Source organism: Gemmiger formicilis, from assembly GCF_016901605.1.
Lineage (GTDB): Bacteria > Bacillota > Clostridia > Oscillospirales > Ruminococcaceae > Gemmiger > Gemmiger formicilis_B.
The window spans coordinates 1-15,569 of record NZ_JACJKP010000052.1; the positions used below are offsets into that span (position 1 = coordinate 1).

A 15,569-nucleotide genomic window follows, 5' to 3' on the forward strand; every position below is an offset into this window, starting at 1 on the left:
CGCCGACAGTTTTTTGGTTTTCCAAACAGCGGTATCTTTGGCAGCAGCCGGTGGCGTGTATGATTTGCTGCGCCGCCATACCGGGTGCAAGCAAAGCGTTGCATTCCTTGGCGCCCTGGCTTTCGGGTGCAGCCCCATGTATTTGGGGATGGTTTCCTATCCCAGTCTGGAAGTGGGGCTGTCTTCCTTTTTTATTTGTGTGATTTGGGCGTACAGCCGCCGTTATTACCTGTTGATGCTTTTTACCTGTGTGCTGACTGTCACCAGTAAAGAATTTGGCATCGTACTGGTTTTTGGCTTTTTTGTGGGGGCGCTGGTGGGAGAATTCCGTGCCCGCAGCGAAAACGGCGCAGGCAAACGGTTGTGGGCTGTGCTGAAAACCCCTCGGATTGGCCTGTTCTGCGTGACTGGACTGTGCATGGGCCTGGGAATCATTGCCTATCTGTTCAACCCGGCGCTGTCCTGGTTTGACCTGCGTACGGTTTTCCAAAACCATTCCGCTACACACCTGGGGTATGTGGGATGGTCATGGTCTTACAGCCTGTACAAGCTGGAAGAACTGGTCTTTGTCAATTTTGACTGGCTGTTGCTGCTGATTGTACTGATTTGCCTGGTATGGCGCCGTGTGCGCCGGATGCCCGCATTGGACCCGGAATCGGTGATTCTGATGCTGGGAGCCGTAGCAGGCGGTATTATGTATCTGTTTTTCTCCTGCCTGGCCGTTACCTATACGCTGCCGCGCTACAGCATGGTAACTGAACTGATTCTGGCTTTCTGTGCGGTGATGTTGCTGGCGCAGACGTTTCATGCGCGGGTTCAGCAGGTTGGAAATACAATCCTGGCTCTTTTGCTCGCAGTGCAGGGATATTTCTGCATTGATCCTGTCATGAAGTGGTGGTTCCCGGATGTGGATACCGGCGGGATCACGATGGCGCGTGTCAGTCAGGTGGATGGCCGGCATATGGGCGATTATATGGTGTACAACTACCAGTACAGCTACCTGCGCCGCGGACTGCAGACGATCTTTACGCAATATGACCCCGCCAACTATGATTTTGTGGTGCTGGACCGTGATGGCTGGTTCTATCTGACAAATCTGCACTGGGATTATGAGGAACGGATTTTCCGCCCGCAGGCGGGGGATACAACAGTTCCTGTCCGGGAGTACGAAACTTCCACAGGACAGGGCAATTCTGTGGAAGCAGCACAGGCGGCCGGCGTACTGCGAGAGCAGGCTGTGATTACCTGGTCCCCTACCTATGAGGAGGATACTCCGACGCTGGAACAGGCCCGCGAGATGATTCCTGACTGCTATACCAATGTGGAACAGCACGAATGGGATGGTGGACTGGCTGGGAAAATGATCTATTTTACGGCTGATCTTGTTCAGGAGTGAGGAAATACCCATGGATTTGCGTTTTTATCAAAGAAAACGGATTTTTGTGACCGGACACACAGGCTTCAAGGGAAGCTGGCTTTGCAGGATGCTGATTGGCGCCGGTGCAATCGTAACGGGCTACAGCCTGGACCCGCCGACTGCGCCCGACCTGTTTTCCCATGCCGATCTGGCCCCCCATATGACCGATGTGCGCGGCGATATCCGAGATTTTGCCACTTTGTGGCAGGCTTTTTCCCAGGCAAGACCGGAGATCGTGCTGCATCTGGCGGCACAGCCCATCGTGCGGGAGAGCTATCGAGATCCCCTGGGGACCTACGAAACCAATGTCATGGGGACAGTGCACCTGCTGGAATGTGTGCGCCGCGCCAAGGCAGAGGGCTGGGCACCCCGCTCGGTGCTGAATGTGACCACCGATAAAGTCTACCAGAACCGGGAATGGTGCTGGGGCTACCGGGAAGATGAGCCCCTGGATGGGTTCGACCCCTATTCCAACAGCAAGAGCTGTTCGGAACTTGTGACTCACAGTTACAAGAGCAGCTTCTTTGCGGACGGCAGCGTGGCAATCTCCACGGCGCGTGCCGGCAATGTGATCGGCGGTGGTGATTTTGCGGTGGACCGCATCATTCCCGACTGCCTGCGGGCGGTGGAAAAGGGACAGCCCATTGCGGTGCGCAACCCTCATTCCACTCGGCCTTACCAGCATGTATTGGAGCCGCTGGCGGTTTATCTGATGATTGCCCAAAAACAGTACGAGGACGGACGCTTCCAGGGGTACTACAATGTGGGCCCCGACGAGTGTGACTGCCTGACCACCGGGGAACTGGTGGATCTGTTTTGCCGCACCTGGGGAGAGGACGCCCGGTGGGAAAACCGCGCCGAGGCGAATGCCCCGCATGAGGCAAACTTTCTGAAGCTGGATTGCAGCCTATTGAAATCCACCTTCGGCTGGAAGCCACGTTGGCATATGGCAGAGTGCATGGCCATGACCTGCCGGTTCGGCAAGGTGTGGCTGGCCGGCGGGGATATTGCTGGAGAGATGGATGAAGAAATCCGGAATTTTCTGGCAGAACAAAGTGAAAAGTAAAAGGTGAAAAAGCACTGCGGCAATAGTCGCAGTGCCTTTTTGTTTGTAAAAAATCATGCGGTATTTTTTGGCAGAGTGGAGGGAGTTTTTACTATTGTCAAAGCCTGAAACGCGCCGGGTAAATCATGCAAAACAATCTAAAAAAGGGCAAATGTATTTGAAAATACGACGCTCGTGTGCTATAGTATTATCGAGTTATAGCGCTATGGGGTATGACGATACAGAAAAGCCTATAAAAAATGCTTGAAGAATCGTAAATGTGACGCTATAAAGTGAAAAAAGAGAAGGGGCTGGCGAACGAAGAATCATGCTGCCGGAGACCTTGATTTCCTGAAAAATGAGTTGATACATGCAGTTGCAGAAAATTTGCGAGGCGTGTGGGAAAGGACTTAATTATGGTACGCGTTTGGGCGCATCGCGGGTGTTGTACCCGTTATCCGGAGAATACACTGCTGGCTTTTGAAGAAGCCTGCCGCTATGATATTGCAGGGATTGAACTGGATATTCAGCTGACCGCGGACGGAGAACTGGTGGTGATCCATGATGAGTGGGTAAACCGCACCACCGACGGTCGTGGTATGGTCAAGGATTTTACGCTGGAACAGCTGAAAGCACTGCGTATTGCAGGGCCTGAGGGATGGACTGAACAGATCCCTACCATGGCGGAAGTGTTTGATCTGTTGGCACCCGTTTGCCGTGAGCGTGGGTTGCTCATTAATATCGAGCTGAAAAACAGCAACGTACCCTATGAAGGAATGGAAGAAAAAATTCTGGCATTGGCTGCTGAAAAAGGTCTGTCGGATTATATTGTCTATTCTTCTTTTAACCCTGATTCTGTCCGCAGGATCAAGCAACTGGACCCGACCGTCCAGACAGGGATTCTGGCCAGTAAACTGACAGACTGCTGCGGTCTGGAAGCGTCTACCCAGGCAGACGCACTTCACTGCAATGTGGATTATCTGGATGAGGATAAACTGCGTTATTGGACCCAGGCTCCTATCCGTGCGTGGAACAGTGCGGAACCGTTTTATCCTTATCCGCCGCGGGGAACGCCTTATGATCTGGCGGAACTGGAAAAGCATTTTGTAACCGACATCATTGTCAACCAGCCGGAACTGTATTGCCCGTTATACGAAAATAAGAATAAGCGTCAGCCCCTTTTTCTGCAGGCAGAAACCGCCATTGATATGCGCAATGGTGGTTACGGTACCGGTCACCCGGCACGTATGACTACTCTCATCGTCAGCCGAGCACCAGCAGGAAGCACCCTGACGCTGTTGGATCGGCGCTATGCCTTTGCGGTGGCTACTTACAATGATGCGGTTCCGCCGGAACTGATCTATTCCTACAGCTATGACCGGGATGCAGCGTGGGTTACCTATAACCGGGACTATGACGAAGCGAACTTCTCTCAGGAAACGTACACGTTTGAGAAAGATTGCTTCTTCCGCGTCTGCCTGCGCCGCTTGGATGGCAAAGACATCCCGGCCAGTGAGGCAGCCCGTGCAGATGGAATCCTGCGTTTCTTGGCACCGGAGCAGGCCACGGCCAAAGTGCGCCGTTGCTTTGCCTATGAGATTGCCAATACGGCGTGGAAGGTGCGTGCAGCAACCGGCTGCGTCAAGTTGGCGCTCATGGCGGACAGCCATTACACCACCAATAGTTTCTGGCGGGATACGGTGACCAACCTGACTGCGGTAAACCATAAGGCGCCGCTGGACGGCGTTGTCCATTTGGGCGATTTGACGGATGGCGTGTTGCCTGCCAGAGAAACGGCGATTATGACCCGCCGTTGCCTGCAGGACCTGCAGGCACTGGGGAAACCGTTGCTGGTGGTGCCTGGTAACCATGATTCTGCGTATTTCAGCGGGAATCGCAATCCTATGACGCCGGAGCAGGAGCAGGATGTTCTGTATAAAGATGTGCTGCCCCCGTCTGCAGTGCGTCAGCCGGATACATTCTGGTATTATTATGATGTACCGGAACATAATCTGCGCATGCTGGTTTTGTTCAGCCATGATTATCGGGCTAATCCGCGGTATGGGTATCCCGATGAAGAACTGACCTGGGTACGGCAGACACTGGAGGCAACTCCGGCCGGGTGGCGGGTGCTGGTGTTCAGCCATTGCCCGGCATTGCCCGAAATGCATTATTGGAGTAAGGATATCAGGAATGGTACGAAACTGGTAGAGTTGTTGGTGGAATATCGGGGCAGCCAGGCAAACTGTAAGGTATTGGCCCTGATTCATGGTCATAACCATTGCGACCAGGTAGATACCAACCATGGTATTCCCATTGTATCCATCGGCTGTGCCAAGATGGAATATTTCCCCGATAAAAAGCCCGACAACAGTGTCACATCGCCGCGCCTGCAAAACCATGTGACGCAGGAACTGTGGGATGTGCTGCTGGTGAACACCAAGAAGGACACACTACAGTTTGTACGTTTCGGTGCCGGTAAAGACCGTACAGTGCAGTGCTGATTATGGATGAGATACGTTTTGGGAAAGGGGAAAAGCGATGGAAAAGCCACTGATCAGTATTATTGTACCGGTTTATAACGTGGAGCCTTACTTGGCAGAATGCATCGACAGTCTGGTGAACCAGACATATCCGCATCTGGAAATTTTGCTTGTGGACGATGGTTCTACCGACGGTTCTGGGCAAATTTGCGACGATTATGCTCAAAAGGATGCCCGCATTAAGGTGATTCACAAGAAAAACGGCGGTAACACCAGTGCGCGAAAGGCCGGTCTGCGGGTGGCCACCGGGGCGTATGTTCAGTTTGTGGACAGCGATGACTGGGTGGAGCCGGATATGTGCGAGTCTTTGATGGCGTTGGCGCAGGAGCATGGTGCAGATGTTGTTCGGTGCGGCTACTGGAAAGAAAGTGGAGAAAAATCCGTCCGGCAATGCGATGCGATGCCCAAGGGTGTATATCGCACCGAGGAAGAACAGCGTTTTCTGCGGGATAACCTAATCTTTTTGCAGGATAACGGAGAAGCCGCATTGTTTGGGTCACTTTGCATACAGCTTACCACAAGCGATTTGTTGAAAAGAGTTTTGATGAAAGAACCGGATGAAGTACAATATGCGGAAGATCGCGCCTGTGTCTTTCTTACAATTTTACATTCGCGGTGTGTATGCTTTACAGAAGGTTGCTTTTATCATTATCGTCAGCATGCAGGCTCGATCATGCATAGTGCTAATCGGCGATACTATGCACAAATCAATGCGTGGTATCTTTTTTTGTACGAAGAAGTTGGAATCTTCGCCGAGGCGGAAACTCTGCGCAAGCAATTATTGGCCTTTACCGATCGGATGATTTTGTATGGTCTGAACCGTAAAATTGTTGCCAATTGCCCCGTTGTTGTTCCGGTGTTTTATTTCCGGATGGATCAAATTCCTGTGGGCTCTCGCATCGTACTGTATGGTGCCGGGGAGGTAGGACGCTCTTATCAACAATTGATCCGTTTGACGGCATGTTACGACATTGTAGTCTGGGTGGATCAGAATGACCAGGCTTGTCGGGCCTGTGGGGATCTGGTCCGACCAGTGGAAGATTTACGGTGCTGTGAGTTTGACTATATCGTGGTAGCGGTACTGAATGAAAAAACCTATCAGACCATTCGTACAGATCTGTGTAAACGGTTTGGCCTGGCAGAAAATACCATTGTTTGGTTACGGCCCGTGCGTGCAGAGCGAATGCGGTGATACAGTTAAGAAAGGAAAAGAAATGTTTTATCTGTTTGCGGCTCTGCTCGGGGGGATTTGCGGCGCTGCGTTTTGCTTTTGGGCAATGTGGAAATTTGCCTTGCAGGTAGCGAAAAACAAAGAGCGGCGCATCACGATGTTCAGCAGTTATTTTTATACGTTGGACCGCTGGCTGATTCTGTGTCGGAAAGGAAAGGCGCTGGGAGACTGGCTGGCAACCAAAAAAAATGTGAAGACAGTGGCGATCTACGGAATGGGAGTGATGGGCCGTCAGTTTGCCGCGGAACTCACAGAAGGCCCTGTCACAATCGCTTATGCCATCGACCAGGCTGTGGCAAACAATATGTATCCCTTTCCCGTTTATTCCATGAAAGAATCACTGCCACCGGCGGACCTGGTTGTAGTTACCCCTACCTATGCATATCAGGCGATTGCTGCGCAGTTGACATCACGCACCGATAACCCCATTGTATCGGCTGAAGATCTGGTGAAGGAGTGGTATGACGATGCAGAAAAAGGCTAAAGTCGCCATTGTGGTCCTCAACTATCTCAATGATGCAGATACGGTGGAATGTGTGCAGAGCATCCGTGAACTGGAAGGCGGACCCTACGATGTAGTTGTTGTGGATAACGGTTCCCCCGATGATGTGTACGCGCGCTTACAGCAGCATTTTGAGGCGGAGCCAGGGATTACGCTGCTGCGTTCTCCAAAAAATGTGGGGTTTGCGCGGGGTAATAATCTGGGAATTACCTATGCAAGGAGAACTCAAAAGGCGGATTTTGTACTGGTCGTCAACAATGATACCATTTTGACTGATCCGGGCTACATCACCAAACTGCTCGAAGCTTATGAGCCAGGGGTGGGAATCTTGGGCAGCAAAATTTTGCTGCCGGGCAATAAGGAGCAGAATCGGTTCGGGGAATATCTGGACTGGAAAAATTGCTTTATAAATTTCGTCAATTTCCGCTCCCGCCTGGACGGTGCCTGTTTTGATTTTGAGCTGGACAAAAGCAAACGAATCAAGATGCTGAATGGCTGTTCATTGCTCTTTACCCCGGATTTTTTCCGACATTATAAAGGCTTTTTTGAAAAAACCTTTTTGTATTACGAGGAAACCATCCTGTATTTGATGTGTATGCGCCATGGCTTGCGGCAGAAATATCTGGAAACGACGGAAATTTTTCATAAGGAAAGCCAGGCGTCCGAAATCAGTTTTTCTGATTTGAGTCGGGCTCGAGCCCAATATTATGCGCAGTCCTATAAATGGGTTCTGTGGTGGCGGCTCAAGGTTCAGCTGCTGGGAAAAATGCATTGTGAAATCGAATGATTTGTGATTTAAAGGAGGAATTTGCTTTGGTAGAAAAAAAGCATTCTCTCGTAAACTGGATTCTTTTGCTTCTGGTGGTCGTCTGTGTCGCGGACCTGGTTCACATGACCTATCGGAAAATCGTGTCCCAGTCGTCGGCTGCGGCCGTCGAACAGACTGGAATGGAAGCACTGCAGCTGACGTCCGATAATGTGCAGGCGGGGACTGCTTTTGTGGAACAGCAGGACCGGCTGACCTTTGAAGGCCAGCTCGCTGTAGACAAGCAGGAGATTCCCTGGCAAACTAACTGCGGTGTGGTACAGGACGAAGCGACGGGCACCAGTATTTTCCTGACGCCCAACACAGCGCTTGCGTTTGCATGTAAGCCTTCAGCTGGGCAGTCACTGGTTTTTGCAGCAGAAATCTTCGCGGCAGTGCAGCCTGTTTCGGACGGATGCAGCCTGCGAGTACAGATTTTTGATGCCAATACGCAGACGCAACTGACGGAATCTACCCTGCAGATTCCCAGCAGTGAGCAGTCTCAGAACTTCTCGGTTGATCTGTCGGAGTATGAGGACCAGGCTATCTGGGTTCGCTTGGCCTGTGGGAATGGTCAGAATAACAACGATGACGGAGACTGGCTGTTCCTGACGAGTTGCAGCATTCAATGACATGGTTCCCTGCCGTGTGTCCGTTGAAATAATAAACTTGGAGGTTTCAAATATGACAGAAAAGGAATATCGTGTGCAGAATTTTGCACAATGGGCCCCGGCGTTGGCAAATCGCCGCATTGCTCTGTATGGCGTGGCGGCCAATGCAAAAGCAATTCTGGAAACCTACCCGGATTATCCGGTTCTCTGTCTGATTGATGACAAGCGGGCGGGATGCTATATCGATGGAAAGCTGGTCCTTACGCTGGAGGATGCAGCTAACTTTGGTATTGACACCATCATCATTGCAGCGCAGATGACTTCCACTCAGGCTATTTTTCAACGTATTCGCTCTTTCTGCTCAGCACAGCGGATTGAAGTGTATGATTTTTACGGTAAGTCGATGTCGGCCATGCAGCAGGCTGTCTTTGCTCAAAAGGCAGATTACCTGCATACCACATTGGGAAAGCTGGAACAGCGTGCAGCCGCATATGATGTGATCTCCTTCGATTATATGAATACGCTTGTGGCTTGCAGACTGCCGGATTCGCCGTCTTTTTACCGTGAACTGGGCAAGGCGGCACAAGAACGCGGCATTGTACCGGAAGATATAAGTGATCTGCGTTGTTATGGAAATCTGCAGCAGATCCGCATAGACCTTGTGTACGAAAAGATTGCGGCGCGCCTCAATTTGAAGGAAGAGCAGAAAAATGCTCTCAAGAACCTGGAAGTGGAACTGTCGGAAAAATTAACCGTTGGGCGCCACACAATGATCGATCTGCTCAATCGGCTGGTAGCACAGGGCAAGAAAGTATACATTGTTTCAGATGTAGCGCTTTTGTCTGAACAGATCGAAGAAATTCTGTACCGGGAAGGCTATCGGGGGGGGGCTACCATCCTGGCACGCGATGCAAGCCGTGGTAAGATGGATATGATCTTGCGTCATGTGCGGGAAGTGGAAGGCGACAAGAGGATCCTGCACATCGGCGATGACGAACTGGAAGACGCCTTTGCGCCCCTGCGCTATGACATGGACTTCGCCCTGGTGGCAACGCCTTTTACTATGCTGCAAGATATGTCCAAGTATCGTGTTACTTCGGAACAGATGGCCAAGACCGAAAATGTTACACTGGTCGGCTCCTTTATTGCGGAAGTTTTCAATGATCCGTTCTGCATGGCACTTGGTGCTCCTGCGTTGGAGCTGACATCGGCGCAGGCTTTCAGCATTCGTAAGGTGATGGCTCAAAATCTCGAACAGGCGGTTGTCATTACCCAAAAGCCTATGTTGCTGCCTGCGGTAGCCGATGGTGCTGAAGTCGACGTACTGACAGTACCGGTTTTTGAAAAGCCGATCGTTTCTGTCGTCATCCCGGTTTACAACCAGTTTGGCTATACTTACAACTGCATCAAGTCCATTGTCCAGAATTCCGGCGATGTGCCGTATGAGATCCTGATTGCCGATGACTGCTCGACTGATCGAGTGCACGAGCTGGAAAAGTATGTCACCGGCATTACGGTGATTCATAACGAAAAGAACCTGCGGTTCCTGCGCAACTGTAACCATGCAGCAGAGCAGGCCCGCGGTGACTACATCCTCTTCCTCAATAACGATACCCAGGTACAGCCTGATTGGCTGGCACCGCTGGTGGCGCTGATGGAGCGTGAGCCCGAAGCCGGTATGGTGGGGTCCAAGCTGATCTACCCTGACGGTTACCTGCAGGAAGCCGGTGGCATCGTCTGGAATGATGCCAGCGCCTGGAACTACGGCCACCGCAAAGACCCGCTGGACTGCGAGTACAACTATGTCCGCGAAGTGGACTATATCTCCGGTGCTGCCATCATGATCCGTGCCGACCTCTGGAGGGAAATCGGCGGCTTTGACGAACGGTTTGCTCCGGCCTACTATGAGGATACCGACCTAGCCTTTGAGGTGCGTAAGCACGGCAAGAAGGTACTGTATCAGCCGCTGTCCGTCGTGGTGCACTTTGAGGGGGTTTCCAACGGCACCGACCTCTCCTCGGGCCAGAAAGCCTATCAGGTAGCCAACCGGGAAAAATTCTGCGAAAAGTGGAAGGATGTCCTTGAAAAGGAAAACTATCCCAACGGAACCCATGTATTCCAGGCCAAGGGCCGCAGCCGCTTCCGCAAGCACATTCTGGTCGTAGACCATTATGTGCCCAACTACGATAAGGACGCGGGCGGCAAGTGCACCTATATGTACATGAAAACCTTTGTGAAGATGGGGCTGGAAGTCACCTTCATCGGGGACAACTTCGCCAGCCCGCAGCCCTATACCACTGAGCTGCAGCAGTTGGGCATCCATGTATTGTACGGAGATTTCTACTACCTGAACAAAGAATACTGGTTGATGGAAAATTTGCCTAACTTTGAATATGTCTACCTGCAGCGACCCCATATTTCTATCAAGTACATTGATCTTGTACGTCAGTACAGTCGTGCACAGATATTCTACTTTGCCCATGACCTGGCGCACATCCGAGAAATGCGCGAATATAAGATCACCGGCGATCCCGCCATGCTGGAGTCTTCTCAAAAGTGGAAGAAGATCGAGTACGAACTGTTCGACAAATGTGATGTGGGCCATGTGGTAGGTTCTTATGAGCAGGGCATCATGCAGAAAGCCTTCCCCAATAAGCCTATCCGCAATATCCCGGTCTATGTCTATGACGACCTGCCTACCGGGATCAACAAGGACTTCTCCACCCGCAAGGACCTGATGTTTGTTGGTGGATTTGCACACCGCCCCAACGGCGATGCTGTGCGGTGGTTTGCCAAGGAAGTGTTCCCCACGGTACTGCAGCGGTATCCCGATATCAAATGGTATGTGATCGGTTCCCGTGTTCCGGATGATATTCTAGCCCTGGCTAACGAGCATATCATTGTGACCGGGTTCATGCCGGACGAAGACCTGGAAAAGATGTATCGTACCTGCCGCATGGCGGTGGTTCCGCTGCGCTACGGTGCTGGTGTCAAGGGCAAGGTCATCGAGTCTGCCTATTACCAGATTCCGCTGGTTACCACCCCTATCGGTGCTGAGGGCCTTGTGTGCGACAATGGCGTCTTTGCCATTGAAGAGGATGCCCAGGCTATGGCCAAACGCATCTGCGATTTGTATGAGGATTTCGATGCGCTGCGCGAAATGTCCGATAAAGGCAAGCAGTTCATCGAGTCCGGATTTACCACGGCAGCGGCAGAAAAACTGCTGCGCCAGGATATGAGAGAATAAGAGTATAGGAGGCATTATGCCGACAGATCACCTGATGGAACCTGCAGTGTATCACGCAGGCGTGGAAGCAGAAGATGCACTGCATCTGGCAGCAGAAAACTTTTTCACGCCGGAGGAACGCGAACCCCGGGAATGCAGCCTGAAAAGCAAGGAAGATTTTGAAAGGGTTTATCACGAATGGCTCCCGTTGCGTAACTTTGAGTGGTTTGCCAAAGAGATTGTCCGTCGTGCACCCAACCAGTTGGTGCGCTTGCACGGGCGCTGTGTCCTCTGCGATAAGGAGCAGGATTTCCTGATTCAGATGCAGGACGGAGATGTCAACTGGCTGGAGCAGGTGGTCTGCCCGGACTGCCAGGGCAATGCCCGGGTGCGGTTTTGGGTGGGCCGTCTGGCGCAGGAAGGACGCGACGGCAAAAGCCTGGTCTTGGAACGCGGTCCCAATGAGCGAAACTGGCTGTTCCATCTGCTGGGAGAACGGGTTAATCTGTACTGGCAGCGCACCGCAGGGCAGAGCAACAAAGAAAACGGCAAACTCAACACAGAACATTTGCCCTATGGCGATGCCAGTCTGCGGATGGTAGCCTCCTATGATTTCCTGGAGACGTTGGAAGACCCGATTCCGGCCTTGAAAGAGGCGGCGCGTGTGCTGCAACCCGGCGGAAAACTGTTGCTGCACACGCTGTTCGATGCCAACGCCCTGCAGACCGTGGATCGCACGGTCCGACGAGATGGTGAGCCTTTCTCGGAAAGCGGGCTGTGGTATCGTGATCCCGATATACAGGAACGCGAGCTTTCGCTGGTATGGAAAGTTTTCGGCTGGGATGTGCTGGATACCATCCGAGCCTGCGGTTTTCGCGAAGCCTGCTGCCGTACCCACTATAGCATCAACTACGGCTATATGGGCTATCTTCCGCTCTGGATCGAAGCCATCCGTTGATGATTGATAACCGTGTTAGGAAAAGTATGAGTGTATTAGAGACATTTTTAGCACAGCACCCGGCCGCGCCCATCGCGGTCGTAGGGGAGGGGCCCCTGGCAATATGGCAGGTACGTTACCCGCAGGCGACCCTGTTGGGTTTGTGTGACCCCGTGGGAGATCGGCCGCAAGGGGAGTGCCTGTCGGTCGACCAACTGCGTACCGGCGGCTGTCGCGGCCTGATCATTGCACGGCAGCTCATCGCATACCGGGCGGAGTTTGCGGCACTGCGCAAACTTTGTACTCAGGCAGGCTGGGAGCTTTGGACCCCGGAAGGGGTGGACCTGGCCGCGGCGCTCGACCGCGCAGAAGCGCAGCGGGAAGCGTCTTTTGCGTTGACTGCCGCGGAACTGCGTGAGGCCATCGATGCACACGATACCATCAGTTTTGATATTTTTGATACCCTGTTGCAGCGCTGCACGCTGACGCCGGGGGACGTATTTGCCATGGTCGAGCGAAAGGCCTTACAACGCGGGCTGCCGGGGGAGGATTTCCCGACCTGCCGGCAGGCGGCGCAGCTGGATAGCGGTCTGGACAATCCGGACCTGGACGAAATCTACCGAATGTACCGGGACCGTTACCATCTGGCCCCTGAACAGGCCGAGGCGCTTAAAGCGCTGGAGCTCGAAGTGGAATCTCAGGTGTTGAGGGCACGTGCCGATATGGCGGAAATCTTCCGCTATGCCATTGACCAGGGCAAGAGGGTCATCCTGACCACCGATATGTATCTGCCCGGTTCGGTGCTGGCGCCGTTGTTGGCACGCGAAGGTTTTACCGGCTACGATGCGCTGCTCGTGTCCTGCGAGAAAAAATGTCTCAAACTGAACGGCCTTTTTGCCGAGTTGCGCAAGCAGGCGACCGGCCGGATTTTGCACATTGGTGATCACCACATCTACGATGGCGTCTGCGCCGAACTGGCCGGGATTGATTACGGACTGGTGGCATCCCAGGAACTGTGCCTGCAGCGCTGCGGCCTGCAGGAGACGATGACTGGACTGCAGAACCTTAATGAACGCGGCCTGCTGGGTATGGGCATCGCCAAGGCGTTTTCCTCTCCGTTCCGGCTGCATATAGATGCTGGCGGGTTCCACCCGGATGCGGTTCAGCTGTCGGCACTTTACTTTGCCCCGCTGGTCGCCGGGTTCCTGCATTGGTTCACGGACGCGTTGACCCGGAATCCCTGTGATGGCATCTTGTTTGCCGCGCGGGATGGGGCTCCGATGTTGCGCTGGTATGAGGATTTTTGTGCGGCTTTCCCAAATTTGTCGCTGCCGGAAGGCAAGTACTTTTATACGTCCCGCCGAGCCGCAACGCTGTGCAATATGGATAACGAAGCGGCCATCAATGCTATTGTTGACAGTAGCCGGATGCTGCCGCCGGATGTCATGATGCAGCAAAAATTCGATTTGCCCGCCCAGGAGATTCAGCCGCCGACAGCTCAGGATTCACAGGAAATCTACCGCTATGTGTGGCGCCACCAACAGGCAATCTTCGACCGTGCCAAGCTGGCCCGGCAGGGGTACTACCACTATATGGGGCAGCTGGGGCTGCAGATGGGGGGGCGGTATGCCTTTTATGATTTTGTTTCTTCGGGAACCAGCCAGAAGGGGCTGAGCAGCTTTACGCCCTTTACACTCCAGGGACTGTATTTTGCCAGCACGGCAACGGCTGACCGCGCTGCCGTACCAATCGAGTCGTTCCTCGGGGCAGATGCCGATTATTTCCAGCATCAGTTCAAACGACTGGAATTGTTCATGACCTCCGATGAGGGATCGCTGGCCGCGTTAGATGAAAACGGGATGCCGCTGTTTGCGCCCGATCACCGCAGTCAAGCGGTGATAGAGTATGCCCACACCTGCCAGCAGCAGATCACCGATTGGTTGCAGCGGTATTTCCGGGTACTGTACGACCCAAATCTTCCGCTGCGGACCGAGACGGCCGGTGCCATCTTTGAAGAGATGCGCCGCGCCGATCTCAGTGGCTTTGATGCGTTGGAGCTCTCTGATGACTGGAACGGCTCACAGGAAACATTGTCTACCTACTGCGAAACCCCGGTGCGAGCCAGACAGCACGCTGCCAATGAAGCGGCGGTCCGGGATGCCTGGCGGGAATTCTGCCTTCATACCCCTATGCGCAGCTCTCTGCTGAATTGGTATGACTTCGGTCCGGACTGCACAGTGGTACTGCTGGGGGCTTCTCCGCTGGCGGAACTGCTGTGCCAGCGCTGTGCCCGAGTCATTGTCATCGAACAAAATCCCCTGCACGGGGAGAGCCTGGCCCAGAACTGTGCAGCATACGATAATTTTACGTTGCAGATCGGTCATTTTCCGGCCTTCCGGCCGGAGGTGCAGGCCGATGTGGTTGTGGTGCCACAGCTGCAGATCAGTGCTGGCAAACGGGTCGGCCCCTTCCTGCAAGCAGCACGGGAACTGTTGGCACCGGGCGGTAAAATGCTGCTGGTGGTTCAGAATCGTTTTGGATTGAAATATTTTTGTGGTGTGCCGGCAGAAAAGACGCAGGCTCCCTTTGCAGGGCTGGAGGATCCCACCGGGTTCAGCCGCGCCGGAATACAGGCTCTGCTGGAAAATGTGGGGCTGTCGTCTATGAAATTCTATTATCCCATGCCGGATGCGCGCCTGCCCCAGGCCATTTACACCGATGCCTATCAACCCACCGATGGTCTGCGTGACCGGGTGATTCCGTACTATGACAGCACTAAAACATTGGTGGCTGCCGAGGACAAGCTTTGGGACGAGATTCTGCGCAACAGGATGTTGCCGTTTTTTGCCAATGACTTTTTGGTGGAGGCTCACAAGGGGGACGCCGTGTTTGACGACACCCTGTTTGCGGCACTCTCCACCGACCGAGGTTCCAAAGATGGCTTTGTCACGGCGATTCATGAGAATCATCGGGTGACCAAGACCCCCATTGCGCCCGAAGGGCAGGAAACCCTGCAGCATCTGTGCGAGACCCAGCAGGCGCTGCAAGCTTGCGGTGTCCGGACGGTGCCGTGCACGTACGCGGATGGCCGGTTGACCATGCCCTTTGTGGAGGGCAAAAACCTTGTTTCGCAGCTTTCGGAACTGGCCCATGCAGGCCAGCCCGAGCGCTTTGCGCAGCTGCTGGAGGGACTGTGGCAGCAGATTCTGAAATCTTCGCCAACCGTACCTTCCGAAGCTTGCGCTTTGCCGC

At 53.3% G+C, this 15,569-nt stretch carries 10 protein-coding genes; all 10 read left to right on the forward strand.

Going from position 1 to position 15,569, the window contains the following annotated elements; genetic code table 11:
• On the forward strand, window positions 1–1,396 hold a 1,396-nt coding region (locus H6B10_RS05845), incomplete at its 5' end, for a hypothetical protein (protein WP_204650621.1).
• A gap of 10 nt (window positions 1,397–1,406) precedes the next feature.
• Window positions 1,407–2,483 (forward strand): CDP-glucose 4,6-dehydratase, encoded by a 1,077-nt coding sequence (rfbG, locus tag H6B10_RS05850; protein WP_204650623.1) that lies wholly within the window; start codon window positions 1,407–1,409, stop codon window positions 2,481–2,483.
• A gap of 395 nt (window positions 2,484–2,878) precedes the next feature.
• Window positions 2,879–4,966 carry a glycerophosphodiester phosphodiesterase family protein gene (locus H6B10_RS05855; RefSeq protein ID WP_204650625.1) on the forward strand — a complete coding sequence of 696 codons (2,088 nt, stop codon included), beginning with the start codon at window positions 2,879–2,881 and terminating at the stop codon, window positions 4,964–4,966.
• Between the two features lie 37 nt (window positions 4,967–5,003).
• Window positions 5,004–6,197, forward strand: a complete 1,194-nt coding sequence (locus H6B10_RS05860; protein ID WP_204650627.1) for a glycosyltransferase family 2 protein — start codon at window positions 5,004–5,006, stop codon at window positions 6,195–6,197.
• 22 nt (window positions 6,198–6,219) lie between these two features.
• Window positions 6,220–6,720, forward strand: a complete 501-nt coding sequence (locus H6B10_RS05865) for a hypothetical protein (protein ID WP_204650629.1) — start codon at window positions 6,220–6,222, stop codon at window positions 6,718–6,720.
• Window positions 6,704–7,525 (forward strand): glycosyltransferase family 2 protein, encoded by an 822-nt coding sequence (locus H6B10_RS05870; protein WP_204650631.1) that lies wholly within the window; start codon window positions 6,704–6,706, stop codon window positions 7,523–7,525. The genes H6B10_RS05865 and H6B10_RS05870 overlap by 17 nt, the downstream gene beginning before the upstream one ends.
• Window positions 7,526–7,551: 26 nt before the next feature.
• Window positions 7,552–8,175: a hypothetical protein gene (locus H6B10_RS05875; RefSeq protein WP_204650633.1), complete on the forward strand. Its 624-nt coding sequence runs from the start codon at window positions 7,552–7,554 to the stop codon at window positions 8,173–8,175.
• A 52-nt stretch (window positions 8,176–8,227) separates the two neighbouring features.
• Window positions 8,228–11,401 (forward strand): glycosyltransferase, encoded by a 3,174-nt coding sequence (locus H6B10_RS05880; protein WP_204650635.1) that lies wholly within the window; start codon window positions 8,228–8,230, stop codon window positions 11,399–11,401.
• 16 nt (window positions 11,402–11,417) lie between these two features.
• Entirely contained in the window at window positions 11,418–12,338 is a 921-nt protein-coding gene (locus H6B10_RS05885) for a methyltransferase domain-containing protein (RefSeq protein WP_204650637.1), read from the forward strand.
• 26 nt (window positions 12,339–12,364) lie between these two features.
• Window positions 12,365–15,569 (forward strand): hypothetical protein (locus tag H6B10_RS05890; protein ID WP_204650639.1); only part of this gene is annotated, 3,205 nt, incomplete at its 3' end.

Bases quoted from the DNA above. Each gene is read 5' to 3' on its own strand.
- H6B10_RS05880 (WP_204650635.1), top strand. From the start codon at position 8,228: ATGACAGAAAAGGAATATCGTGTGCAGAATTTTGCACAATGGGCCCCG.
- H6B10_RS05870 (WP_204650631.1), top strand. From the start codon at position 6,704: ATGCAGAAAAAGGCTAAAGTCGCCATTGTGGTCCTCAACTATCTCAAT.
- H6B10_RS05855 (WP_204650625.1), top strand. From the start codon at position 2,879: ATGGTACGCGTTTGGGCGCATCGCGGGTGTTGTACCCGTTATCCGGAG.
- H6B10_RS05860 (WP_204650627.1), top strand. From the start codon at position 5,004: ATGGAAAAGCCACTGATCAGTATTATTGTACCGGTTTATAACGTGGAG.
- rfbG (WP_204650623.1), top strand. From the start codon at position 1,407: ATGGATTTGCGTTTTTATCAAAGAAAACGGATTTTTGTGACCGGACAC.
- H6B10_RS05885 (WP_204650637.1), top strand. From the start codon at position 11,418: ATGCCGACAGATCACCTGATGGAACCTGCAGTGTATCACGCAGGCGTG.
- H6B10_RS05865 (WP_204650629.1), top strand. From the start codon at position 6,220: ATGTTTTATCTGTTTGCGGCTCTGCTCGGGGGGATTTGCGGCGCTGCG.